The 25,407-nt window shown below is 62.8% G+C and carries 23 protein-coding genes; 9 read left to right on the plus strand and 14 right to left on the minus strand.

Translation table 11 applies throughout. The features are described 5' to 3' along the window. Positions 1-21 precede the first annotated feature (21 nt). Entirely contained in the window at positions 22-3,624 is a 3,603-nt protein-coding gene (locus J5J83_RS08995) for an indolepyruvate ferredoxin oxidoreductase family protein (RefSeq protein ID WP_212348142.1), read from the minus strand. Positions 3,625-3,836: 212 nt separating this feature from the next. Here J5J83_RS08995 and J5J83_RS09000 point away from each other — a divergent pair, with 212 nt between their 5' ends. Together J5J83_RS09000 and J5J83_RS09005 are read left to right on the plus strand one after the other, a co-directional pair. Then, positions 3,837-4,334 (plus strand): Lrp/AsnC family transcriptional regulator, encoded by a 498-nt coding sequence (locus J5J83_RS09000; protein WP_212348145.1) that lies wholly within the window; start codon positions 3,837-3,839, stop codon positions 4,332-4,334. 104 nt (positions 4,335-4,438) lie between these two features. After that, a complete protein-coding gene (locus J5J83_RS09005; RefSeq protein WP_212348148.1) occupies positions 4,439-6,082 on the plus strand; it encodes a methyl-accepting chemotaxis protein in 1,644 nt (547 codons plus the stop codon). A 71-nt stretch (positions 6,083-6,153) separates the two neighbouring features. Here the strand turns inward: J5J83_RS09005 and J5J83_RS09010 are convergent, their stop codons facing one another. The 12 genes from J5J83_RS09010 to J5J83_RS09065 all read right to left on the minus strand — a co-directional run bounded on the left by J5J83_RS09010 (position 6,154) and on the right by J5J83_RS09065 (position 18,720). Further along, entirely contained in the window at positions 6,154-7,656 is a 1,503-nt protein-coding gene (locus J5J83_RS09010; protein WP_212348151.1) for an aldehyde dehydrogenase family protein, read from the minus strand. A 91-nt stretch (positions 7,657-7,747) separates the two neighbouring features. Beyond that, a complete protein-coding gene (locus J5J83_RS09015) occupies positions 7,748-8,230 on the minus strand; it encodes a TerB family tellurite resistance protein (RefSeq protein ID WP_212348155.1) in 483 nt (160 codons plus the stop codon). Between the two features lie 58 nt (positions 8,231-8,288). Then, positions 8,289-9,251, minus strand: coding sequence for a YCF48-related protein (locus J5J83_RS09020; RefSeq protein WP_212348157.1), 963 nt, complete (start codon positions 9,249-9,251; stop codon positions 8,289-8,291). 10 nt (positions 9,252-9,261) lie between these two features. Then, positions 9,262-11,625: an efflux RND transporter permease subunit gene (locus J5J83_RS09025; RefSeq protein ID WP_212348160.1), complete on the minus strand. Its 2,364-nt coding sequence runs from the start codon at positions 11,623-11,625 to the stop codon at positions 9,262-9,264. Positions 11,626-11,680: 55 nt separating this feature from the next. Beyond that, positions 11,681-13,456: a DUF1302 domain-containing protein gene (locus J5J83_RS09030; RefSeq protein ID WP_212348163.1), complete on the minus strand. Its 1,776-nt coding sequence runs from the start codon at positions 13,454-13,456 to the stop codon at positions 11,681-11,683. A gap of 27 nt (positions 13,457-13,483) precedes the next feature. Beyond that, on the minus strand, positions 13,484-14,863 hold the full coding sequence (locus J5J83_RS09035; protein WP_212348166.1) for a DUF1329 domain-containing protein: 1,380 nt from the start codon (positions 14,861-14,863) through the stop codon (positions 13,484-13,486). Between the two features lie 49 nt (positions 14,864-14,912). Continuing rightward, positions 14,913-15,377, minus strand: a complete 465-nt coding sequence (locus tag J5J83_RS09040; protein WP_212348169.1) for a cytochrome c — start codon at positions 15,375-15,377, stop codon at positions 14,913-14,915. An 8-nt stretch (positions 15,378-15,385) separates the two neighbouring features. After that, a complete protein-coding gene (locus tag J5J83_RS09045; RefSeq protein WP_212348172.1) occupies positions 15,386-15,922 on the minus strand; it encodes a methylamine dehydrogenase light chain in 537 nt (178 codons plus the stop codon). Between the two features lie 26 nt (positions 15,923-15,948). Beyond that, positions 15,949-16,551 (minus strand): methylamine dehydrogenase accessory protein MauD, encoded by a 603-nt coding sequence (gene mauD / locus J5J83_RS09050; protein ID WP_212348175.1) that lies wholly within the window; start codon positions 16,549-16,551, stop codon positions 15,949-15,951. Next, complete coding sequence (locus J5J83_RS09055; protein WP_212348178.1) at positions 16,548-17,099, minus strand: MauE/DoxX family redox-associated membrane protein; 552 nt, start codon at positions 17,097-17,099, stop codon at positions 16,548-16,550. Before J5J83_RS09055 ends, mauD begins: the two co-directional genes overlap by 4 nt. After that, positions 17,099-18,253 carry an amine dehydrogenase large subunit gene (locus J5J83_RS09060; protein WP_212348180.1) on the minus strand — a complete coding sequence of 385 codons (1,155 nt, stop codon included), beginning with the start codon at positions 18,251-18,253 and terminating at the stop codon, positions 17,099-17,101. Before J5J83_RS09060 ends, J5J83_RS09055 begins: the two co-directional genes overlap by 1 nt. 107 nt (positions 18,254-18,360) lie before the next feature. Then, positions 18,361-18,720, minus strand: coding sequence for a hypothetical protein (locus J5J83_RS09065; RefSeq protein WP_212348183.1), 360 nt, complete (start codon positions 18,718-18,720; stop codon positions 18,361-18,363). A 181-nt stretch (positions 18,721-18,901) separates the two neighbouring features. Between J5J83_RS09065 and J5J83_RS09070 the strand changes: the two genes are divergently transcribed. Next, a complete protein-coding gene (locus J5J83_RS09070; RefSeq protein ID WP_212348186.1) occupies positions 18,902-19,894 on the plus strand; it encodes a helix-turn-helix domain-containing protein in 993 nt (330 codons plus the stop codon). A gap of 220 nt (positions 19,895-20,114) precedes the next feature. Here J5J83_RS09070 and J5J83_RS09075 read toward each other — a convergent pair whose 3' ends face one another. Beyond that, positions 20,115-20,888, minus strand: coding sequence for an EAL domain-containing protein (locus J5J83_RS09075; protein WP_249115661.1), 774 nt, complete (start codon positions 20,886-20,888; stop codon positions 20,115-20,117). 338 nt (positions 20,889-21,226) lie between these two features. On the opposite strand from J5J83_RS09075, the gene J5J83_RS09080 reads away from it, so the two are divergent. The 6 genes from J5J83_RS09080 to J5J83_RS09105 all read left to right on the plus strand — a co-directional run bounded on the left by J5J83_RS09080 (position 21,227) and on the right by J5J83_RS09105 (position 25,367). Then, positions 21,227-21,904, plus strand: coding sequence for an FCD domain-containing protein (locus tag J5J83_RS09080; RefSeq protein ID WP_212348189.1), 678 nt, complete (start codon positions 21,227-21,229; stop codon positions 21,902-21,904). A gap of 29 nt (positions 21,905-21,933) precedes the next feature. Beyond that, on the plus strand, positions 21,934-22,740 hold the full coding sequence (locus tag J5J83_RS09085) for a transporter substrate-binding domain-containing protein (protein ID WP_212348192.1): 807 nt from the start codon (positions 21,934-21,936) through the stop codon (positions 22,738-22,740). 69 nt (positions 22,741-22,809) lie between these two features. Next, positions 22,810-23,478: an amino acid ABC transporter permease gene (locus J5J83_RS09090; protein ID WP_212348195.1), complete on the plus strand. Its 669-nt coding sequence runs from the start codon at positions 22,810-22,812 to the stop codon at positions 23,476-23,478. Next, positions 23,478-24,131, plus strand: a complete 654-nt coding sequence (locus tag J5J83_RS09095) for an amino acid ABC transporter permease (protein WP_212348198.1) — start codon at positions 23,478-23,480, stop codon at positions 24,129-24,131. Before J5J83_RS09090 ends, J5J83_RS09095 begins: the two co-directional genes overlap by 1 nt. Beyond that, positions 24,118-24,852 carry an amino acid ABC transporter ATP-binding protein gene (locus tag J5J83_RS09100; protein WP_212348201.1) on the plus strand — a complete coding sequence of 245 codons (735 nt, stop codon included), beginning with the start codon at positions 24,118-24,120 and terminating at the stop codon, positions 24,850-24,852. Before J5J83_RS09095 ends, J5J83_RS09100 begins: the two co-directional genes overlap by 14 nt. Before the next feature lie 71 nt (positions 24,853-24,923). Then, positions 24,924-25,367 (plus strand): NfeD family protein, encoded by a 444-nt coding sequence (locus J5J83_RS09105; protein ID WP_212348205.1) that lies wholly within the window; start codon positions 24,924-24,926, stop codon positions 25,365-25,367. The last annotated feature ends 40 nt before the right edge of the window (positions 25,368-25,407 follow it).

A 25,407-nucleotide genomic window follows, 5' to 3' on the forward strand; every position in this document is an offset into this window, starting at 1 on the left:
CTCACCGCGCTCGACGGTAGATCAAGGTGCCTTCACCACCGAAATCGCCTGCAGCGCCGCACGACCGCGCGGGGTCTCGCACAGCTTCGAAACCGTCGGCCCCGCGACGAAATCCAGCCCCAGCGCATGCACCAGGCTTCGCTCCTGCTGCTTGATGCGGCGCAGGTTTGCGAGTTTGACCGGGCCGAAACCGCGAATGCCCTCGGCCAGCCCTGCCAGTTCGACCGCCTTGCCGAGGTTGGTACTCGAAAGACGAGGCAGCAGCGCGCGAATGGTACGGGCATAGTCTGCCGCAAGCTCGCGCTCCATGCGACGTTCGTCACTGCGGCCGAAGAGGTCGAGCACCGTGCCGCGCAACACCTTGCCCCGGGCCAGCAGTCTGAGCACGGGCATCAGGCGCGGACCGAAGGTGAGCTTGCGCGGACGTCCGTCGGGACCGGGGCGCGACAGCAGCGGCGGCGCCATATGGAACTGCAGGCTGAAATCCCCTTCGAACTGGCGTGCCAGTGCGGCATCGAACTGGCCGTCGGTGAACAGTCGGGCGACTTCGTATTCGTCCTTGACGGCAAGCAGGCGGGCATAGACTCGGGCGACAACCCGGCTCAGATGCAGCGCGCCAGCCTCACCCACCACGCCGCGCTCGGCAAGCTCCACCTCTCTCAGCAAAGCCCGGTAGCCATCCGCATAGGCCGCATTCTGGTACGCCGTAAGCCGTTCGACGCCGGCATCGATCACGGCACGAAGCGATTCGCCGTGCTCGTCGGCCACGTCGGTGCCGGTTTCCGGCGCACTGCCGACCAGTTCGGCCAGGCCCCGGGGGTCGGTCGCCGCCAGCCGTCCGAGGCTGAATGCGGTGAGATTCGTCGGCACCGCCACGGCGTTGAGCTCGATGGCACGCGTCAAGGCCTCGAGCGAGACCGGTACCATTCCGAGCTGCCACGAAAAACCGAGCAACACGATGTTGGCGCCGATGGTGTCGCCGAGCACGCGCAGCGACAGAGCCTGTGCATCGCAGGTGCTGAGCTGCTCTCCCCCCGCAGCGTAGCGGATCTTCTCCAGCAAGGCATCCACGTGCAGGTCGGCCTCGGGGTCCTGCACGAACCGGGCGGTCTGAATCTCGTGCAGGTTCGCGACCACCCGGGTGCGACCATGCTTGATGGTCTGCAGCGCGTCGTTGCTCGCCCCGACGACCAGATCGCAGGCGATCACCGCATCGGCCTGCTGGGTATCGATGCGGACCTGATTGAGCGCGCCGGGATCGGTCGCGATGCGCACGAAGGACAGCACCTGCCCGCCCTTCTGTGCAAACCCCATGAAATCGAGCACCGAGGCCGACTTGCCCTCCAGGTGCGCCGCCATGGTGACGAGTGCGCCCACGGTGACCACACCGGTACCGCCGACACCGGTCACCAGCAAATCGTACGGCCCGGTCCATTCGTGGGTGGCGGGCATCGCCAGCGCGGCCATCCGGGCCTGCAGCCGGGGCTGGTCGAGCGCCGCGCCGACCGCCTTGCGCACCTTGCCGCCCATCACCGACACAAAGCTGGGACAGAATCCCTCCACGCAGGAATAGTCCTTGTTACACGAAGACTGGTCGATCATGCGCTTGCGCCCCAGCGGCGTATCCAGCGGCACGATCGACAGGCAGTTCGACTGCTTGCCGCAATCGCCACACCCCTCGCACACCGCCGCGTTGATGAACAGCCGGCGGTCGGGGTCGGGGTAGGCTCTCTTCTTGCGGCGGCGGCGCTTCTCCGCCGCGCAGGTCTGATCGTAGATCAGCACGCTGACCCCCTTCACCTCACGCAGCTCGCGCTGCACGGCGTCGAGTTCGCTGCGATGATGGAAGGTCGTGCCGCGCGGGAACAGCCCCTCGTGACCGTCATACTTCTCGGGCGCGTCACTGACCACCACGACACGCCGCGCGCCCTCGGCCTCGACCTGGCGCGCAATGCCGTCCACCGTCACCGTACCGTCCACCGGCTGACCACCGGTCATTGCCACCGCGTCGTTGTAGAGAATCTTGTATGTAACGTTGGTGTGTGCCGCAATCGCCTGGCGGATGGCGAGAAACCCGGAGTGGAAATAGGTCCCGTCGCCCAGGTTCTGGAACACGTGGGGGGTGCGGGTGAAGCCGGAGTGCGCCACCCAGTCCACGCCCTCTCCACCCATCTGGATCAGGCCTGTCGTCTCCCGGTCGGGCATCCACGAGGCCATGAAATGGCAGCCGATACCCGCTTGCGCATGCGAGCCTTCGGGCACCCGGGTCGACGTATTGTGCGGGCAACCGGAACAGAAGTACGGCACACGGCGCACGCCATCGGCCACATTCGCCAGCAACATCGGCGCGGTGAAATCCTCGACCAGTGCTCGGCGGTCGAGCGCGGGGCGATGACCTGCCAACCAGTCGGCCAGCACCGGCATTACCCGCGATGGACGCATCTCGCCGAGTGCAGGCAGCAAGGGCGCACCGCACTGCGCCGTCTTGCCGAACACCTGCGGGCGCTGGGCTGGATCGTCGTTGTAGAACAGATTCTTGATCTGTTGCTCGACGAAGGGCCCCTTCTCCTCGACGACGAGGATTTCCTTCAGCCCGCGGGCAAAGGCGCGCATCCGGCCTTGCTCGAGCGGAAAGCTCTGTCCCACCTTGTACAGCCGAATGCCATGGGTCTCGAGATCGGTCAGTCCAAGGCCGAGGCGGCGCAAGGCTTCGAGCAGGTCGAGGTGAGCCTTGCCGCAGGTGACGATGCCGACATCGGCAGCGGTGGCCGGACACAGCAGGCGGTCAATCGAATTGTGGCGGGCAAAGTGGCGCGCCGCGTCGAGCTTGGCGGCCAGACGCTGCTCGATCACCAGGCTGGGCAGATCCGGCCAGCGGTAATGCAGCCCCCCCGCAGGCGCGGTGTAATCAGTGGGCGCATCGAAGCGGGTCCGGATGGCATCGAGATCCACCGTCGATCCACTCTCGACCGTCTCCGAGATGGCTTTCAAACCCACCCAGCACCCCGAAAACCGCGACAATGCCCAGCCATACAGGCCGAACTCGATCATCTCCGCCACCGACGCCGGATTGAGCACCGGCAGACTCCACGCCTGCAGGGTGAAGTCGCTCTGGTGCGGCATCGACGACGACACGCAGCCGTGATCGTCTCCGATCACCGCCAGCACACCGCCGTGTGGCGAGGCGCCATAGGCATTGCCGTGACGCAGGGCGTCGCCGGCGCGATCGACGCCGGGTCCCTTGCCGTACCAGATCGCGAACACGCCATCGACCATACGCTCGGCATCACCCTCGACCTGCTGCGACCCCAGCACGGCGGTTGCGCCGAGCTCCTCATTGACCGCGGGCAGAAAGCGGATCTGCCTGTCCTCGAGCAGGGACTTCACCTTCCACAGTTGCTGATCATAGGCGCCGAGCGGAGAACCGCGATAGCCGCTGATGAAGCCTCCGGTATTCAGGCCGGCAGCGCGATCGAGCATCGCCTGCATCAGCGGCAGGCGAACCAGTGCCTGGGTACCGGTGAGGAAAACCTGGCCGCGATCCGCCTCGAGATTGTCGGCCAGACGATAGTCGTGGTTCACCACTGCGACCGATGGGGTCGCCTGGATGGTCGGCGTGTTCATGGGCTTGTCTCCTGTCGTCGTCGGGTGTGCTGCCCACAGCCCCCGGCCTGTCTTTTAATTGCTTCGATTCGCACACCTGGATTTGGCTCCCGGCGCCGTCTCAGATGAGCTCATCGTAGGCCGATTCACCGCCACAATGCGTGCATTGTTTGCATTCCAATCCCGTTATGGCGAGTATTCCGTGCATTAAACATAGAAATTACGCACGAACCATGAATGAGCTGGACAAATTCGACCTGCAACTACTCGACGAACTTCAGGCGGACGGCCACGCCTCCAACGCGGCGCTTGCCGAACGCATACACCTGTCACCCTCACAGGTGAGCCGCCGTATCCAGCGGCTCGAGCAGGCGGGCTTCATCGAGCGCTACGTCGCCCTGCTGCGCCCTGCCGCGGTCGGTCTGGGTGTGACCGCCTTCGTCAATGTCTCGCTCGAGCGCCATGGCGAGGCGCATACCGATGCCTTTACCGACGCCGTACGCGGCATGGACGAGGTGCTCGAGTGTTTTGCCATCAGTGGCGAGGCCGACTACCTGTTGCGGGTGATGACGCCTACCCTGCCCGCCCTGTCTGACTTCATGCTGCACCGTCTGATGCGGCTGGGCGGCGTACGCAGCGTGAAATCGAACATCGCACTCACCGAGCTCAAGCGCAGCACCCGACTGCCGCTCGATCACCTCGGCGCCGTGCCGCGGGCGAAAATCTCATGAATTTATTGAAGAACGCTCGGCAAGCTGCCGATATGATTCACGCCTTCACGAGATGACGCTCGCCGCCCAGAGCAGCGCGATCGTGGCCCGAAAGGAGAGGATCCATGGAAGATAGTGCGCCGAAAGGTGTCGCGCGCTGGCTCTTGCCCGCCAGCCTGATAGTCAGCAACGCGTTGCTGTTGTGGCACGCCCTTGCCTCGCCACTGCCCACAGCACTGGCAGCCGCGCTGGCGGCGGCGGGCATCGCACTTGCACTGCTGATGCTGATCATGCCCGGCAGCGGACAGACCACGACCAGGCGTGCCGACGCCGCGCCCGCACTCGAAGGCGATCGCCCCGACATCGGCAACCAGACGGCCGCGGGCACCAACCCTTTCGTCGCCCGAGTACGCCAGATCGTTGGCGAATTGCGCAGCAGCGGTACCGGCATCGCAGTCAGTGCGGCGCAACTGAACCAGCGCATCAAGCAGACGGCGACGAGCGCCGGACGTCAGCGCGAACTGGCCGCGTCCATCTTTTCAGCCAGCAAGACCGCAGCCGAGGCGGTCGACCGCGTCATGGTCAATGCCGACGAGGTCAAGGCCACCACCACGACCAATCTTGCCGCGGTCAGCGCCAGCCAGCAGGAACTGCTCGATGTCACCGCTAGGATCCGCAATGTCAGCGACAAGGTGCAGGCCTTCGCCACCATCGTCGCAGAGCTGAGCCAGAATTCGGCGCAGATCCGCGACATCGGCATGCTGATCAACGATGTTTCCGACCAGACCAACCTGCTTGCGCTCAATGCGGCCATTGAAGCCGCCCGCGCAGGCGAAGCCGGTCGCGGGTTCGCAGTCGTTGCCGACGAGGTGCGCAAACTGGCCGAAAAGGTCAAGTCGGCGACCGGCGTCATCACCCGCAACTCGGACAAGATGCTCGAACTGGTGGCCAGCACCGAGGCCGAAACCGTCCGCATTACCGAGGATTCGAGTCTTGCGCGCGAAGTCGTGCAGCGAACCTCGACCAATTTTGCCGCCATGGTGGGCGAACTGCAGCACATGAGCGAGCAGTTGCTCGACATCACCGGCGCCATCCATCACATTCATGACAGTAACGTCTCGGTGCACGGTCTGGTCGGCGAGATCACCAGCCTCTCCGAGCAGGTGTCGAAGCAGATGCACGAATCGGAACAGGTGTCGGACGACCTGCGCAACCACACCGAGGGACTGCACGCCCTGTCGACCCGCTTCCGTATCGGCGAATCCGCCTATGACCGACTCATTACCGTCGCAGAGAGGTTCCGCGATGACACCGCGGCACATCTGGAGCATTGCGCCGGCTCGCTGGATGTATTCGATACCGCCTATCAACGCATTCCGGGCACGGAGCCGCCGAAGTTCAACACCAAGTACGACCGCGCCGTGGAGAAGGATCTGCAGGCCATCTACGAACGCATGCTGGCGGAAGTGCCGGGCGTGGCCTTCTGTGGTGGCTTCGACATGAACTGCTACATGCCGGTGCACAACCGCCGCTTCTCCGAAGAACCGAACGGCGATCCGCAGCACGATCTCGCCTTCAGTCGCCAGAAGCGCATTTACGACGATCCCACCTGCCGACGGGCCATCGCCAACAAGGGGCATGTGCTGCTGCAGACCTACGTTCGCGACACCGGGGAGGTGCTGTGCGACCTGTCGCTGCCGATCATGGTGAAGGGTCGGCAGTGGGGCGTGTTCCGCGTCGGCTTCGCCCCCTCGCTGCTGCAGGGCTGAGCAAAAAGACAGCCGGACGGCCGCGTGACGGGCGCACGCGACGATCCGGCTGCACACCATGATCTTCGCATTCAGAGCGCCATGATCACCGACTTGGATTCGGTATACATGTCGATCACCGCGCGTCCCATCTCGCGCCCGATGCCGGACTGCTTGTAGCCGCCGAATGGCATCGCGTTGTCGAGGATGTTGTGGCAGTTGACCCACACGGTGCCCGCCTTGATCTTCGGAATCAGGCGATGAACGCGCGCCAGGTCATTCGACCAAATGCTGGCTGCAAGCCCGTAGGGGGTGTCATTGGCACGCCGCGCCACCTCGTCGAGATCGTCGTAGGGCATGGCCACCACCACCGGGCCGAAGATCTCCTCCCGCACGACCTTCATATTGTCGCGCGTATCCACCAGCACCGTCGGTTTGACGAAATAGCCGTCACCCTCTCCCGCCACGCCCCCGGCCGCTGCGCGCGCCCCTTCCGCAAAGCCGCTCTCGATGTAGCCGAGTACGCGCCGCTGCTGGATGGCTGACACCAGCGGCCCGATCTGCGTGGATGGATCGATGCCGGGGCCGAGCTTCATGCCCGAAGCGATGCCCGACAGCCCTTCAACCACCTCGTCGAATCGGCTCTTGTGAATGAACAGGCGCGAACCGGCGGTGCACACCTGGCCCTGATTGAAGAAGATTGCCTGGGCAGCACCAGCCGCTGCCTTTGCGGGATCGGCATCGTCGAGCACGATCACCGGACTCTTGCCGCCGAGTTCGAGCGACACCCGCGTCATGTTGTCGATTGCCGCCTTGCCCACGAGCTTGCCGATTTCGGTCGAGCCGGTAAACGCCACCTTCTCGATGCCCTTGTGCCCGGCCAATGCGGCACCGGCCGTATGTCCGTGCCCGGTCACGACGTTGAGCACGCCTGCCGGATAGCCCGCCTCGAGGGCCAGCTCGGCAAAGCGCAAGGCGGTGAGCGGCGTTTCTTCAGCCGGCTTGAGCACCATGGTGCACCCCGTCGCCAGGGCCGGCGCAACCTTCCATGCTGCCATCAGCAGCGGGAAGTTCCACGGAATGATCGCACCGACCACACCGACGGGTTCGCGCCGGGTGAAGCCGAACAGTTCGCGATCACGCATCAGCGGCACCGACACGTCCATCGTCGAGCCTTCGATCTTGGTCGCCCACCCGGCCATGTAACGTAGAAAGTCGACGACAAGCGCCACATCGACATGGCGCGCCATCGTCACCGGCTTGCCATTGTCGAGCGCCTCGATCTCCGCCAGCTCCTGCGCATTAGCCTCGATCAGGTCGGCGAACCTCAGCAGCAGGCGCTCCCGATCGACAGGCCGCATCTTCGGCCACGCGCCCGCTTCAAAAGCGTTCCGGGCTGCCATCACTGCGCGATCGATGTCGGCAGCAGCGCCCGCAGGCACCTGGGCAAATGTCCGTCCGCTGGCTGGGTCAATCACCTCAATGCGCTCGCCACCGACGGCATCCACCCACTCTCCCCCGATCAGCATGCGCTGCGACCTGGATAGAAATTGCCGCGTTGCGTCGCTGATGAACTGGCCCTGATAACGTTCCATACTGCTGTCTCCTGGTGTTGTTGTGTTACCGCAAGAAAAACATCCTGGATCCGTGAGCCGGCCTTGACGCCGGCTTGCGCGGGCACACGTGTCAACTGTCGTCTGCGCTGTTCCCGATCATTCCCGCACGCGCGGCAGCCGTCGCCCGCGCCTGCTCGATCGCCGAATGGTCAAGGTCCAGCAGTCCGGCTAGGCGGTTCAGCAGTCGATGCTCGAGACGCGCAAGCGCCCCATCGGCGTAGGCAACCTCCCACAGCATGGTCAGGATCTCCACCCTTTCCGCCGGATTGAATCCCGCCCTCACCGCCTCGGCGAACTCCCAGTCGTCGAGCACTTCGGCATAACGCTCTTCGGCGACACGGACCAGCTCCCGCGCCGTTGTTTCGGGCAACTGGAAATGGTCCCGCAGCAGGCGCATGACGGCGGCGTGCTCTTCATCCGTCGCGTGGTGATCGACATACATGGCCTCCAGCAGGAGGGCGGCAACCGCAATGTGGCGGCGCTCGAAAGGCCCGCACTCCTTGGCCTCGGCCGTGAGCGAGCCGCTCAACAGGGAAATCAGTCGGGTCAGCATGGCGTCATGGATCCTCTTGTTCTGGTATGGCCGTTGGTCAATATTCGGTCGGCGGCGTTCAACGTTCGCCGTTCATGCGTTCGACGCCGAGTTGGCCGGCGACGACCACCGCTCCGTCAGGGGCGATCTGAACCGCGGCGAGATTCTGCCGGTCGGGCCGGATCTCGGACTGCAGGCGCCCATGCACCTTCAGCACCACACCGCCCGACCCCACCGCGATAAAACCGCCATCGCCATCCACCACCCCGGCCGTGATCGACTGCGCCGATTCGTCCTCCGTCACCTGCCAGCTGTCGCCGCCGTCCCGGCTGCGCAAGACGCGGCCACTCATGCCCAGCAGCACGATTTCGCCGGCACCGCTTTCGAGACCGCTCCATAGCGATCCGCTCACACCAGTCGGTAGCGACACCCAGGTGTCGCCACCGTCAGTCGAACGGAACGCAAGTCCGCCTTCGGCGGCAATGAAGAGTGCGCCACTGCGGGTAGCAAACAGGTGGTTCAGGTGCATGTCGGCGTCGGCGCCTTCCCCCACCTTCATCGGCGACCATTTGCGCCCGCCGTCCGTCGTACGCCACGCCGTGCCATAGGCACCAACAGCAAAGCCCTTGTCCAGAGAGGTGAAATGAACCGAGAGCAGTACCGGTTTGTCGGCCAACTCCTGCTGCAGCGTCCACCGCACGCCACCATCTGTGGTAGTCAGGATCACCCCGCCATGGCCGACCACCCAACCGTGCTGCGCATCGACGAAATGTGCCTCGGTCAGCAAGGTGCTCACCGGCACGTCGGCCTGTATCCAGGTGCGCCCGCTGTCGGTCGAGCGCACCACCGTGCCGTAATCGCCAACGGCGATCAGCGCGTCGCCCGCGCGAACCAGTCCGGTCAGGGGCACCTTCGCGGCGAGTCGTGCCTTCATCGCCGGCACCGGTGCCGGGTCCGCCGCCATCGCTGGCACGCAGGCCGATGCCACGGCGACCGCCAGCGCCGACACCAAGGCGCCGACGTGTTTGATCGATCTCTTCATCCCGTTCTCCTCAGTGCGCCATCAACGGTGCGCGCACCGGTCCGCGGCGCGGAATCAGCATGTCGATGGTCACCGCCAGCGCGGGCAGCAAGGTGATCGCCATGATCATGTTCATCATGAACATGAAAGTCAGCAGCATGCCCATGTCGGCCTGGAACTTCAGTGCAGAGAACGACCACGTCGCCACCCCGACCGACAGCGTCACCGCGGTGAACACGGTGGCCACGCCAATTTCACGCAGCGCCTGCTTGAACGCGGTAACAATGTCCTCACCGTGTGCCATGTGCATCTGCAGTCGATTGTAAATGTAGAACGCATAGTCGACGCCAATACCCACCGCCAGCACCATTACCGGCAGCGTAGCCACGGTCAGGCCGATATCGAGCTCCTTCATGAACCAGTAGCCGAGGAAGGTCGCGAGCGTGAGTGGCACGCAGCAGGCGATCATCGCGCGCCAGTCGCGATAGACCAGGAACACCAGGACCAGAATGGTGGCGTACACATAGAGCATCATGGGCAATTCGGAATGCTCGACGATCTCGTTGGTCGCCGCCTGCACACCGGCGTTGCCGCTGGCCAGGCGTACGGTGACACCTTCGAAGGGCTGGGTTTCGCGGAAGTGCTTCACCGCAGCGACCACGCCTTCGAGCGTAGACGCCTTGTGGTCCGTGAGGTACAGATTCACCGGCAACAGCGTGCAGTCGGCATTGAACAGGCGCAGTCCTTCTGGCACCTGCCGCACCGCTTCGCCCAGGGTCAATTCGTCCTGCGGCAGCGCGGCCCACTTCGGGTTGCCCTCGTTCACCCCGGACGCGGCGAGTTTGGTCAGCGTCGGCAAGGACTGTGCAGAAAGCACACCAGGCACGTTCATGAGGTACCAGGTCAGGCGATCGACATGACTCATGACATCATGCCGATAACAGCCATCGGCGGGCGTCTCGACAACGACGGTGAGGAGATCGAGACCCAGGCTGTAGTGGTCGACCACCGCCTCAACGTCCTGGTTGTAGCGCGAGTCGTCATGCAGTTCGGGCGCGCCGGGCAGCACATGACCGACGTGCCGCCCCTGGCTCTGCCACACGGCAACGCCCATCAACAATGCACAGGCGATGGTGCCGATGGCGGCATTACGCGGGCTGGCGATATGCACACCAAGCGAGGCCATCATCCGGTTGCGCAGTTGTTCGACCTTGCTCGCACGCAGCACGAAGGCATCGTCGAAGCGGAAGTAACTCGCCATGACAGGCAGCATGATCAGGTTGGTGACGATCTTGTAGGCTACGCCGACGGAGGCAGTGATCGCCAGTTCGCGGATCATCGGAATCGGCACCAGCACGAGCGTCGCGAAACCGACGAAGGCGGTGATCAGTGCCAGCGTACCCGGTACCATCAAACCGGTGAAACTGCGACTTGCCGCGGTATAGCCATCCGCACCGTTGATCACTTCCTTGGCGATGTAGTTCACCTGCTGGATACCGTGCGACACCCCGATGGCGAACACGAGAAAGGGCACCAGGATCGCCAGCGGGTCAAGCCCGAAGCCAAGCAGGGTAATGGTGCCGAACTGCCACACCACGGATACCAGCGAACACGACAGCGGCAGCACGGTGAGCATCCATGAACGGGTGTACCAGTAAACCGCCGCGGCGGTCAGGATGAAGGCGAGTGCAAAGAACTCGATCACGCTGGTCGCGCCTTCGGAAATGTCGCCCATCTGCTTGGCAAAACCAATGATGCGAATGCGCACATCGCCATCTGAAAAGGCGTCTCGTATGTCCTGTTCCAGACGCTGGCTGAATTCGGCATAGTCCAGACGTTCACCGGTCTGGGGATCGGGGTCGGCCAATTCGGCCACCACCATGGCAGAGGAGGAGTCGTTCGCCACCAGGCTGCCGATGAAACCGCCGATGATGGTGCGTTCACGAATGGCGGCGATATTGTCGGGGGTCAGGGCCTTGACGGTGACGTCGCCGCCGATCACGTCTTCGGCTTTCATGCCCTCTTCGGTGATCTGCACCGCGCGCGTATTCGGGGTCCACAGCGAGCTGACCGTGCGGCGATCAACCCCCTTCATGAAGAACAGGGCCTGGGTAACGTCGTACAGACGGGTCAGCACCTTCTCGTTCCAGATGTCGCCCCGGGTCGCCTCCACGGTGACGATGATGCGATTTGCACCGAACAGCACCTCGCGGTATTGATTGAAAGTCTGGATGTATTCGTGGTTCTGCGGCAATTGCTTGTCGAAGCCCGCGCTCATGTGAAGGCGCGCCGCAAAGGTGCCCATCACAGCCGTGAATGCCAGCAGAGTGAGCAGGATCGGCAGACGAAACCTGAAGCAGAAGCGCTGCAGGGCCAGCACTGAATTCTCGATCATGTGAGTGAGTCCGTTGAGTCCGGGGCCGGCCACACGCCGGCCCCGGCACTGCGCATCAGAACGAGTAGGAAACGCTCGCGGAGATGAAGTCGCGGTCGCGCATCAGGTTGTTCGAGCCACCACCGTAGAAGTTCACCCACTGGATCGCACCCTTCCAGCTGTCGCGATAATTGGCGAACAGCGACAGGGTGAGGGCCTTGCGCCCTTCCACGAAAGGAATTGCGTTCGGGCTGGTGCCGCTGACATCGTGATACCAGTCGATCTGGGGCGTCAGCGTCACACCGGAGTCGAAGGCATTCGGATAGTTCAGCCCCATCTCGAACACATAGCCCCAGGACGTCTTGTCCGGCAGCGCGTAGTTGGGCAGGAAGTAAGGCACCCGTCCGCTGAGGTCGAGATTGGGATAGTGGGTGACCGCCGCCTCGGCCAGAATGAAGCCGTCACTCGCGCCGACGCTCTTGGCCAGGCCGCCCAGCGGGTCGTTGTGGGAGAAGGTGTAGAAGCCGGTCAGGTGGAGCTGGTATTTCTCCTCCTCGACATAGCCCGGATGGCTGCCGACGTCATACACGCTGTTCTTGTCGAAGGCGCCACCAAAGATCGAGCCGAAAGGCACCGTCGGGTCCACACCGACACTGTCATTGGGCCGGTAGGACAGTTCCGCGCCCACGGCAACATTGAACAGCTTGGTGTTGGCCGACACCGCGAACAAATCCTTGTCTTCGCCATAGGCCACGAAGTAACCCGTCACCGCACCATCTGGCGTGCCGGTGAAACCGAGGAAGGGCAACTTGTCGTGATAGCGCTGGTAGGTGAACGCGAACTCGGTGTCGATCTGTTCGGCGTTATAGCGGAAGTTCACCCCGTACTGTCCGCTGTTGCGTGCCTCCTTGGTCCCCAGGTAGGGGACTGCGGTGCCACTTGCAATCATGTCCGCATCGCTCAGCCCTGAGTGGTCGCCGCACGGACCCGCCAGACCGAAGTCGTTACAGATCGAAGTCGGCAGATAGGCCACGCGACGGCCCTTGCCGAGGACATCCGCAGCAGAGAAGAAGGTGCCCGAGGGGTCGAACTTGAAGCTGTTCCAGCCGTACTGGTAATACGCCTCCATGCCAAGGTTGTCGGTCAGGCCGAACGAGCCCGACAGCATCGGTGCGGGTACGAAGATCTCCTTCAACTGCGTGCCCGGCACATGGAATTTCTGCAGGTCGATGGCGTTGATCTGGTTCACGCCGCCGAGGATGAAAATGTCCTCCCCCCAGGAAATGACCTGGTTGCCGAGCTTGATCTTGCCGTACTGGTCGCCGATGGAAAAACTCTTCGCCACCCAGGCGTCGAGCAGGGTCACATCGCCCTCGGCCTCTCCGGCCACGCCGGTACGCCGGGTATCCTTGGCCTGGAAATCCTTGAACCAGGTAAAGCGCGCCAGCGCGCTCCAGCCTCCAGAGTATTTCAGGGACAGATCATGCGTGCCCTTGAGCGCCGCGGAGAAGACATCGCCCTTGTCGTAGTTCAGGTTGCCATCGTCGAAATTGGTGAAGTTGAAGTCGGCGTTGGCATAACCATTGGCCCCCTGCTTGCGCTGCAGCTCGTTGTTGGTGCCCACGTTGCAGCCACCGCTGTCATTGCCCAGGGTCGAACAGCCGGCCGACGAGGTGCGCGCACTCATGCCGAAGGACACGGTGCTGTCGAAGCTGCCGGAAAGGCCCTCCTCGGAGCCAAAGCGGAAAGCATGGCTGCTCGGCGCCCACAGGCTCGCGGCCACGGCGAGTGCGAGGGTGGAAGGCGCGAGGGCGAACGCCGCCCGACGATGCGAAATCGTCTGTGTCTTCATGGAAATCTCCTTGATCCTGTGGTCGGGTCAGCGTTCGCCGCGGCGGCGCATCTGGTCGGGGCTGAAGGTCGCCTGGTTGACGCGACCATCCTTCGCGGCGGTCAGGTCGATGACCTCGCCTTCGGCGGTCCAGTTATCCACCACGTAACGGCGGGCAACGAGGTCGTACATCTGGGTCTCGTAGGTAATGCAGGCGCCGACATCGGGTGCGGCCCACAGACTCCCCTCCTGCACCCGCCACAGGTTGCCCTTGGCGTCGTACATGTCGACCTGCAACAGCGCCCACGAATCCTCGTCGAAATGGAATACACGTTTGGCGAAGGAATGGCGCTTGTCAGCCTTCACCGTCGCCTCGACCACCCATACACGGTGCGGCTCATAGCGCATGAAGTCGCGATTGACGTAGTCCGGCCCGAGCATGTCCTTGAACTTGTTCTTCTTGTCGATCAGCTTGTAGGAGTTGTAAGGGACGAACATCTCCTTCTTGCCCACCAGCTTGTAGTCGTAACGGTCGAGTGCGCCGGTGAACACGTTGATCTGGTCGACGAAGTACAGGTTGTCGAAACCCGCAATCGGATTGTCATAGGCAAAGGTGGGAGAGCGGCGCACGCGGCGCTGCCCCGGGAAATAGATCCACGCATCCTGGGGCTTGTCGAGATAGGCATGGATCAGGTAGCCCTCGCCCGCCCGCGACGCCGGCGACAGAACCTCATACAGCAGCATCGATTCGATCCCGCCGACATCGGCGGGCCCGGTCACGGCAGGATCGTTGAACGGATAGAGTTCGTAGGCCCACTGCTTGTTCTCGGTGTAGCCACCGTCCTTGTCGGGTAGCAGCGCGGAGATCTGTGCCCTGCGGCCCATGCCGGTATAGCGCAGCTTGTAGTTCCACATGGCTTCGGCGCCGTTCTTCGGGAAGGGGAAAGGGATACCTCCGCCCAGTACCTGTTCGAGCTGCCAGCCCTCGCCGCCGAGCTTGGCGGTCGTGCCATTCTTGCGCGTCTGCTGCGCAACGGTGTCTGGAACAGGGCAACTGCGCCGGCTGGGATAGACGTCCATGCGATACCCCGCATAGGTCTTGATCAGCGCGACCTGGCCCGCCGACAGCTTGTCCGCATACTTGTCCACATTCGAGGCATCGATCGAATACAGCGGCTTGTCGTCCTTGAACGGATCGACGGTACCCGGCTTCCAGCCCGCTGGCGCCTTGCTCATGCCGCCGGTCCACGCCGGAATCGTTCCGTCTGCATTCTTGCCAGCCTCGGCACCGATCGGCGTCAGCGTTTTGCCCAGGCTCGCGAGTTCGGTTTCGCTCGCGGCCGGCCAGGCTGCGGAACTTGCCGTCAGGGCTGCAATGGCCAGCGCCATCAGTCCGGGGCGGCACAGGTTTCTTGTCGTTTTGTCCATTTCGGTCACGTCCTCTACAAGTGAATCAAAGAATGGGGCCCACACCGCATCACTCGACGCGCACGCCGTGCGCAGCCAGCTTGTCGACGATGTCGCGCCGTGCCGCAGTCACGTTTGCCAGCGGGGCATTGCGCAGTCGTGTTACCTCTTCCTCGGTATAGGGTTCGAGTTCGGCCGGGAGGGTTTCGGCCGAAAATGCCTTCAGCATCCAGTTGAGCATGTTGGCGATGTCGGCATTGTTCAGTGCTGAGTTCGACGTGCCGGGCACCTTCACCAGAAATGCGCGCCCCTCAGGAATACTGACGAAATGCCCCAGTTGCGACCGCATGCTCGGTACGCCCCCCCGCTTCGCACCGCTGCCGTCGGCCTGATGGCAGCCGGCACAGTTGAGGATGTACTGGTAGCGTGCCTTGCCCGCCTCGACTGCCTGCGCCGGGCGGTGCGAACCGAGCCCGGCAACGAGCGCCAAGACGATCAGGGTCCGCCCCCATCCAGCGACAGACAGTCCGTTCATCTTCGGCCTCAGCTCTGCGAGTTCGCCAGGCCGACCACGGTCGCCAGCGTGCAGTGGAACATCGTCGAGTCGTTTGCCATGCACCAGTTGATGTCGTTGTGCAGGCCCATGCGATAACCCGGCATCTCGCGCTCGTTGGTATTGCAGAAACACCGCCCGCAAGCGGTCTTGCCGCAGCAGTCGTTGTAGCTGATGAGGTAATCCTTGCCGTCCTCGGGGTTATGGCAGGTACCGATCCACGACACCTTCGAGGCCTCGGTGCCGGGCGGACAGCTCGACGCGGTGCCGCCACAGCAGTTGCACAGGTAGCCGTCCTGCGCGCAGTAGCGCCAGTATTCGCAGTCCTGATCGGTTGGCAGCTTGCCCGCCGCCTTCTTGGACGCAGCGGCGCCAGCGGCTTGGGCCGTGCGGTCGAAGGGCAGCACTGGCAGCACGAAGGCCGAGCCGACCAGCAGTTTGCCGATACCGATCAGCGCACTGCGCCTCGACGCGCTTTGCGCCACCTTGCGCGACTTGCGCTCGAAGAATTCATCCAGCCATTTCATCTTGTGTTTTCCTTGTCTCGTCGAAATCAGGCATTGCCGGGCTGGTCGAGGTAGGCCTGCACCGACGCCACGCCCATCTCCTTGGCGGTGAAGAGGCTTTCGAGCTGCTCGCGCGAGTTCACCAGTCCCTTCGCAGCGACGCGGCCGTGTTCGTTGATGAGTACGGCATACGGGAGCTTGGCCACGCGATAGGCAATGCCCAGCTCACGCGACAGCACATAGGGAAAGTCCTGCAGACCGGCCTTGTCGTAGAAAGCGAGATGCTCGGGCTGCTCGCCGTCCGAGGTCAGCACGACGCGCATCCAGCTGCGCTCCGACTGGTTGGCAGAGCGCAGGATCGGCAGCAGCTTCTTGCACACCGGGCAAGTCGGTGACAGGAAGAAGAGCAAGGTGCTCTTGTCGCCGGGCAGGCCGAGCGAAACGCGCTCGCGGCTGCTGACCAGATGCGGCAGATCGAACACCGGTGCCGCTTCACCGACCTGCGGACCAGTGTCGAGCATCAACGCGCCCATTGGGGCGACGCGCTCGTAGAGCACGCCGATCTGGCGCGCGAGGGCAAACAGTCCGACCAGCGCGGCCAGCACGGCGATCCACAACAGGACATTCGAAATCATCAAGGCTTCGTTCATGATCCGCTCCTCATTTGGGCGAGATGGGGGTGATTGGCGAGCAGTTGATTGGCTGCCGCATAGAGGGTGAGCAGCATCAGGGTGCCGCCCGCGACGGAGAGGTAGTCGATCCATACCAGGCCGCGATCGCTGCCGGTCTGGGCGCCTGCAACGAGCAGGACAACGAGGACCGTGTTGCGTACGACCAGCAGCCACGACAGCCGCGTGTGTCCTTCGGCACCGCCGCAACCACAGTCGATCTCGGTGTGGCCGCGGGCGACGTTGATTGCCACCCCGGCGGTCGCACAGCCGAGCACCAGCAAACCGAGCACGAGGCCGAATCCGCGGGACACATCGAACAGCAGGGCAACACCGGCCATGGCTTCCAGCACCGGAAAAAGGCGGGCGAACACGGGCACCAGCGTCTCGGGCAACAGCCGGTAGAGCTCGACCGACGCTTCGAAGACCGCCATGTCGCGCAGCTTCTGCCATGCCCCCACGATCAGGATGACCGCCAGTGCTGCGCCACAGGCACGTGCCAGCACCGGGTCGATGGCAAGGGCGTCCATCAGTGCAGCTCCATCAGTGAAGGCGTCTCACCAACGCCTTCCATGCGCTTGACCAGCTTGAGCGCCGCGCTCGCGTCATAGGCCGCGATCCCGCCCTTGACACCGTCGTAGGCGAAAAGCCTCGGCTTGTCACCCTTGCTTACCGCGAGCGCGATTGCGTTGCTGCCAGGCGCACGGGTCACACGCTTCTGCGTCTTGAGGTCGAAACCCCAGATTTCCTTGGCCGGGGTCTTGTGGCTGCCGACCTTCGCGCCATCGTGCATGCCGACGAAGACGCGACCGCTGGCGTTGTGCTGCGCCAGCAGCTGATAGCCCCCGGGACGCCAACCGGCTTTGCGCTCGGCCGCCGTCAGCAGCGACCACTTTGGTTCGAAGTTCGCCACCGGGCCACCCAGGTGCGCGGTATACAGATCCCCGCCATAGGACACGAAACGGTAGGTATCTCCGTCCTGCTCGCCATGGATGAAGATAGGATCGACATCGGGATCGAAGAACTTTGCACTGCGTTGCTGATCGACGGCCTGTCCGGCACCATCGAGCGTCACCGTGAGCATGGTGCCGTCACCACAGATGGTGGAAAAGCGGTTCGATACCGACCCGGCCGGCAACAGTATCCAGCAGCCGGGCAGATCGATCTGGGAAGCGACCTTCTTCGCTTGCAGATCGAGCACGGTGACCGAGATGGCCGGCGTCGCGTTCAGCACGTAGAGCCAGCGTCCGTCGGCCGAGGTCCGGATCGTGCCTTTGTAATGCAGCGACTGCGCATGAATGGGCGGAATGACGATCTCGCCCGTCTTGGTCAGGGTGCGGGCATCGTGGATATCCACCGTATCGGTCCGATCCCCCGACGACAGACGCGAGTAATAGGTCGTCGCCACGTAAATCTCATTGCGATCGGGCGACAGGACGGCCTGCCCCGCGTAGGCCGTCGAGATCACGCCGAGATACTTCATGCTGTCGCCGTCGAGCACATGCAAGCGGCCGTCGACGATATGGCCGATGGCAACGTCGGACAGATAGATGCGATAGGGATTGGGTGGCGCAAGCTTCTCCACCGAGGGAATTTCCACGGCCAGCTCGGCGTTCGCGGATGTGCCCGACAGGGCAATCAGCAATGCAGCCGCGCAGGTCTTCAGGGCGCGATATCGAACCACGACTGAGCTCCTTGCAACCCGGCGCGCCCCGCCCGCAAAGGTCGCTGCGGGACGAACCGGCGTTTGTCTTGTTGACCGTCAGACCGACACGACCTGACGAACCCTTTTCATCTCCGTCCCCATTTGATCCAGATCAAAAGAAACGGGTTGAACGGATTCTGGGTCGAGGCAGACGCAACCCGGTAACCCAAATCGGCAAGACGAAAATCGGGACAGAAGAACCTGATCGCAGCACCAAAGTAATAATGCGGCGCACCAAAACGGCGCACCTCGTCGCGCTTGCCGGGACAGCAAAGAAAGGAGTTTTCAAGCGTGGAACTTAGGTTTAGTCTTAAAGAAGCTGGATTTATAAAACGATAAAAATCCGAGTTTTTTCTTCGGGTGAGAGAGACAGACGATGGAGACTCATGCACTTGCCGCTCGCGCAGGACTTGGCGTGGGCGCAGCGATGCCGCGACCACTGGCATTCAGGGCCCCATACGGCCGCGATGCCGTCAGCCGGACAGCGCGCAAGCCACACCGGCGTGGGCGGGCGGGGCAGTCGCTCACTCCTGTCCGCGCGACGCGTGTATTCATAGTGGCCTCACCTCCCTGGCACGATCACTGCTTTGGTAAGCGGTCCAACAGATGCGACGGAGTGTCAGGTTCATGAAGCCCCTTGCTTGCACTGGTGATGACGAGGCATTCAGGTCATTCCGACGCGTTACCAAAGATGCCGACGACCATGCATCCTGCCTGCGCAACTGGGATCAGCAATACGATCAGTTGACTGCCGGCGCATTCGAGGGCGACTTCGAAGAGTACTGGTTCGAGAATCTGCAGATCTTCCGCGAAAGAACCAACCAGTCCGTGCGCGAAGTGGGCCAGCCATGGAAAGGCTCGCGCACTTTCGGGATTCCTGTCGAAATCGATGGCACGGGCTGGTTCTGCGGCGAAACGCTGGACGTCAACTCGTTTCTGACCTTGAAGGGCGGCGACGAAATGGACTTCCGAACGCCGAAACTTCAAGAGATCATCGGCATCACTGCCGATGCACAGACACTTAATGACTATGCATTTCAGGTCGAACACCGTGACCTCGAAGCAGAGCTTGAAGGCAAACGCATACTGCCTTCCACACCCGAACAGGCAGCGACCCTGCGGGATTTTCTCGGAACAGTCTTGGCAAGTCTGCGTGCAACACCGGAAATGCTCAGGCATGCGGCGATGCGCAAGGCATTGGAACAGGCGATCTACGGCAGCCTGATCAACGCAATCAACCCAAATCTGGAGAACCGTGCAGCGCCTTCGTGCCGTGCCCGGCAGCTCGTGGTGGAGCGCGCCCGGGAGTACATGAGCGCACATATCGAGGAGCCCATCACGGTTGCCGACCTGTGCGCCGAGCTGAGGGTATCGCGCCGCACCCTGCAATACAGTTTTCAGGACGTGCTCAATCTGAACCCGGTCAGTTTCCTGCGTGCGCTCCGGCTGAACGGCGTACGACGAGCGCTGAAGCGGGCGCCGGCAGAGGCGACATCGGTCGCCGATATCGCTGCCTGCTGGGGGTTCTGGCATCTGTCCCACTTTGCCTCGGACTACAAGGCCATGTTCGGCGAGCTGCCGTCTGAAACACTGAAAGGACCGACCAGCCTCATCACCTGAACAGGGTGGCGCGCCGCCGATGCACCACTCTGGTTCGCGCAGTGCAGCATCCCGTCCCGTCGCATGCATGCGAAGGCATTTTCAGTTCAACGCACTGCCCCCGTTTCTGTCGCGCCAGCAGGCAATAGCCCATATTGGCAATCCGAACAGCGGGACAAACCGGAGCGAAACTGCTGACAGCGGCCATCTTGTGCGGCTTTGAATGTCGCTTGGTCGCGTCTCAGGCACCGGCCAGACTGGCCAACACTGCCGCATCGGGCTCAGGAAGTGCTTCGAACGCGGGCCGGGCGTAGAGGTAACCCTGATGCAGCGCGATGCCGATATCCAGCAAACAGCGAGCCTCATCGATCGTTTCCACTCCCTCGGCGATCAGCGTACATGGCAGTTCGCGCGCAAGGGACACCATATGGGCGACGATCAGTTTGCGTACGCGATCCTTATCGATATTCCGGATCAACTCCATGTCGAGCTTGAGCACGTCGGGCCGCATACGGACGAGCAGATTAAGACCAGCATAGCCGGCACCGAAATCATCAACGGCTGTACTCATGCCCATTTCCCGGTACTCATCGACGATTCGCCTGAGATGATCGTCGGCACGCACCTGCTCGACCTCGGTGATCTCGAATTGCAGGCGATCCAGCGGAAAACCGACCCGCGCCGCCGCATCGACCGTCGCACGGATGCAGGCTTTCGGCTCATACACCGCATTGGGCAAAATGTTGATGCTCAGACGCCCGGGCATGCCCAGACCGTGAGCAAGTTCGATTGCTCGAATGCGACATTGTTGATCGAAAGCGTAGCGATTTTCGTCGGTCACCTGCGACAGCACCGAAAAAGCACTTTCACCTTTCGGGCCGCGTACAAGCGCCTCCCAGCCCCAGACCTCAGCGGCAGAAAAATCGTAGATCGGCTGGAAGGCCATAGAGAAGGAGAACTCGAGCGCGGCCACATCGCGGCATCGACCGCACCCAGTGGCAGGACGACTATTCATGTTTATTCCATCTGTTCGCTGTGAGTAACGATAGCAGGATCGGATGTCGTCGCTGCGGTCATCGCTACTTCCGCGTGACGGAGACCACACCGTTTTCTTCGGCCACATGCCAACGCCGCCCTCGCCGGCAGTGCGCTCACCCGATCCGCGCCCCATGGTGGTTCATACACCTTTGTTCACACACCATGCCGGGGCATGCACCCGCGTCAATTTTTCGCCGAGGACACGCCGTTTCAAGAAACACCTAGCTGAAACAGGCAGATAGCGAACTGGCACGGCTCATGCTAATCGTGATCGTACCGGTCTGACCAGTCAGGCCATTGTTTTCAGGACATCCGATGCCCAGCATTGCCAACCTTGCCGCTCAGGCGCTTCAGCGTCGTATCGTCAACCGGGAGTTTCCCAAGGGCTCCGCCCTGCCCTCGCAACGTGAGCTCGCCGAGCAACTGTCGATCAGCCGAGCATCGCTACGTGAGGCGATCTCCACGCTTGAGGCGCTAGGGCTGGTGCGCACCCAACCGGGAAAGGGTGTTTTCGTCACCGCCGGCAGCCGGCCAGACCCAGCGCACCCGCCGCGCGGCATTGCGAACATGACGCCGCAGGCCCTGATCGAGTTCCGCGCCGCCCTTGAACCGGCCTGGGCCAGCCTGGCCGCGCGACAGATCGACGCCGAAGGGCTTTCCCGGCTCGAAGCCATTCAAACCGGCATGGAACATGCGCTCAATGCCTGCGATCTTGTGATGGCCGCTGACTGGGATCTGCAATTTCACCTGCTGCTTGCCGAACTTTGCGGCAACCCCGGTCTGACCAACATTGCGAATCAGTTCAGCGAACAGATTGGCCACAGTCTGCGCCTCCCCTTTTCCGATCCTGCCGGGGTCTGGGAGCCCGCTGACGAACACCGCCGCATCATCGCCGCAATTGCTGCGGGCGATGCGCCAGCCGCCGGTGCCGCAATGCGCGCACACCTCAATGCCGCCGCCCGCCGCGTCGGTATCGACTCACCACTGTATTGATCCCTTCACCAAACCAGAGGAACACTCCGATGATATCCAGCCGCCGCCCCTTCCTTCGTAGCCTGTGTGGCCTTGTTGCAGGTGTTGCAGTCGCCAGCGTGATCGGCACCACCGACGCACGCGCCGACGTCCTGGCCGGCATTCAACAGGCCGGCACCCTGCGCGTTGCCGTCCCGCAGGACTTTCCGCCCTTCGGCAGTGTGGGCACCGACCTCCAGCCGCGCGGCTACGACATCGACATGGCCAGACTGATCGGCAAGGAACTCGGCGTCAAGGTCGAACTCATTCCGGTTACCAGCACCAACCGCATTCCCTACCTGACAACGGGCAAGGCCGATCTGGTCATCTCCAGCCTGGGCAAGAATCCTGACCGCGAGAAGGTCATCGACTTCTCCGATGCCTACGCACCATTCTTCAACGGCGTGTTTGGCCCTGAAGACGTCAAGCTGACCAAGGCCGAGGAACTTGCCGGCAAGACGGTGGGCGTGACCCGCGGCTCGGTCGAAGATCTCGAGCTGACCAAGATTGCACCGGCCACCGTGACCATCAAGCGCTTCGAGGACAACAACTCGACGATCTCCGCCTATCTCACCGGCCAGGTGCAGTTCGTCGCCACTGGCAACGTCGTGGCTGCCGCGGTCAATGACATGACCAAGCTGCGTCGCCTTGGCGCCAAGTTCCTGATCAAGAACTCGCCCTGCTACGTCGGCGTGGCCAAGGGTGAATCGGCCCTCATGACAAAGGTGAACGCGATCATCGCCAAGGCCAAGCAGGACGGAGCACTCAACGACATCGCCCAGCGCTGGCTGAACGCGCCGCTGCCCAAGGATCTGTAAACAGGCAACACGCTCCGGGACGGCAAGAACGCCATCCCGGGCTCCCCTGACCTGCTCGGAAACGCTGTAATGGCATACCAATTCGATTTCACCCCCGTGCTCGACAATGCCGGATTGCTGCTGACAGGCGCGGGCTTCACCCTCGCCCTCACTGCAGTCGGGGCCGTGTTCGGTATCGGCCTCGGCGTGCTTGGCGCGGTCTGCCGCGCGTGGAAACTCGCCCCGTTCGACCGCCTGTTCGGCCTCTACGTGGAAGTGATCCGCAACACGCCGTTTCTGGTCCAACTGTTCTTCATTTTCTTCGGACTGCCCTCGCTCGGCGTGAAGATGACCGAATGGCAGGCGGCTGTACTTGCCATGGTGATCAACCTCGGCGCCTACTCCACCGAGATCATCCGCGCAGGCATCCAGGCCACCCCCCGCGGCCAGCTCGAAGCGGCCGAATCGCTGGCGATGACGCGCACCCAGACCTTCAAGCATGTGGTGCTGCGCCCAGCCCTGGCCAAGGTCTGGCCGGCACTCACCAGCCAGGTCATCATCGTCATGCTCGGCTCGGCCGTGTGTTCGCAGATCGCTACCGAAGAGCTGACCTTCGCCGCCAACTTCATCCAGTCGCGAAGCTTCCGCGCGTTCGAAACCTATTTCGTGACCACGGCGATCTACTTTGTCATGGCCCTGCTGATCCGCCAGTTGCTGATACAACTCGGGCAACGCGTCGTCGTCGGGAGGGCACGCTGATGTTCGTCCAGTTCTCCACCTGGGACATCGTCCGCAATCTGCTCGAGGGCGGGAAATGGACGCTCGGCCTGTCGCTGATCGCGTTCTTCCTCGGCGGCGGTGTCGGCCTCGTGATCCTGTTTGCACGCATCGCCCACAACCGCCTGCTGCAATCGCTCGCCAAGGCCTATATCGAAGTCTTTCAGGGCACGCCGCTGCTGATGCAGCTCTTCATCGTGTTCTTCGGCCTGTCGCTCGCCGGCGTGGACGTGTCGCCCTGGTTCGCGGCCGCGGCCGGACTCACGCTGTTTACCAGCGCCTATCTCGCGGAGATCTGGCGTGGTTGTGTGGAGTCGGTGCCGAGAGGGCAATGGGAGGCCTCGACCAGCCTGGCCCTGTCCTATCCGCAGCAGATGCGCTACGTTGTGCTGCCACAAGCCTTGCGTATCGCCATTGCGCCGACCGTGGGCTTCTCGGTGCAGGTCGTCAAGGGTACCGCGGTCACCTCCATCATCGGCTTTGCCGAACTGACCAAAACCGGCTCGATGCTCGCCAACGCGACCTTCCAGCCCTTCCTCGTATTCGGTCTGGTGGCTGCGGCTTACTTCATTCTGTGTTACCCGCTCTCCCTGTACGCAAAAAGCCTGGAGAAGAAATTCCATGTCGCTCGTTAAGATTTCCGGCCTGCACAAGTATTTCGGCAGCAATCACGTGCTCAAGGGCATCGACCTCGACGTTGCCCAGGGCGACGTCATCGCCCTGATCGGCCGCAGCGGCTCGGGCAAGAGTACGCTGCTGCGCACCATCAACGGCCTCGAAACCATCGATAAGGGTGAACTGGTGGTCGATGGCACCGCATTGCACGACGGCAAGGGCGACTTGCGCGCCCTGCGGCAGAAGGTCGGGATGGTTTTCCAGCAATTCAACCTCTTTCCCCACCTGACCGCGGGTCAGAACGTGATGCTGGCGCCCACCGTGGTCAAGGGCATCTCCAAGCGCGATGCGGAAGACATTGCGCGTGAGATGTTGCTCAAGGTCGGCCTGTCGGACAAGTTCAACAGCTTCCCCGACCAGCTCTCCGGCGGGCAGCAGCAGCGCGTCGCGATCGCCCGCGCGCTGGCAATGCAGCCAAAGGTGTTACTGTGCGACGAGATCACGTCGGCCCTCGACCCCGAGCTTGTCAGCGAAGTGCTTGCGGTGGTACGGCAACTGGCCACCGAGGGCATGACCCTGATCATGGTCACGCACGAAATGCGCTTTGCCCGCGACGTGGGCAACAAGCTGATCTTCATGCACCACGGACTGATCCACGAGAGTGGTGACCCGAAGGCGGTTTTCGCCAACCCGCAGACACCGGAACTGGCAAACTTCGTCGGCGCCGTGCAGATGGCGTGAACGCCCCCCCTCACGCGGGCTCGCATCAAATGCCCTGAACCGGCGTTACAATGCCGGCATGGAGGGTCTTCATGACTATTGAATGGTGGCACTGGACGGTAGGGGGCATCGCCCTTGTCCTGCTCGAACTGGCGATCCCCGCCTTCTTCGTCATCTGGTTCGGCTTCGGTGCGCTGCTGCTGAGCGTCGTGCTGCTCGCGATGCCATCCCTGTCGCTGACGGCACAGATACTGTTGTGGCTGGCCGCCTCGATTGCAATGGCGATTCTATGGTTCAGAGTCTTCAAGCCCTCTGCTCACAAGACGTTGATCGGCACGGCCGCGGGCGACGTGATTGGTGAGGCCGGCTTGCTGGTAAGCTCGGTGGCACCTTTCCAGCGCGGCAAGGTGCGGTTCCAGCGTCCCATCCTCGGTGCCGAAGAATGGGCCTGCACCGCGGAGACCGAGATCGCCGCCGGCGACCGGGTCAAGGTCGTCAGCGTCGAAGGCAGCTTCGTCAAGGTCATCAAGGCCTGATCAACGGGCCGGATGGTCGCTCACCGGCGTCATCGGATGG

This window comes from Azoarcus sp. L1K30, assembly GCF_018122735.1.
In the GTDB taxonomy this organism is placed as follows: domain Bacteria; phylum Pseudomonadota; class Gammaproteobacteria; order Burkholderiales; family Rhodocyclaceae; genus Parazoarcus.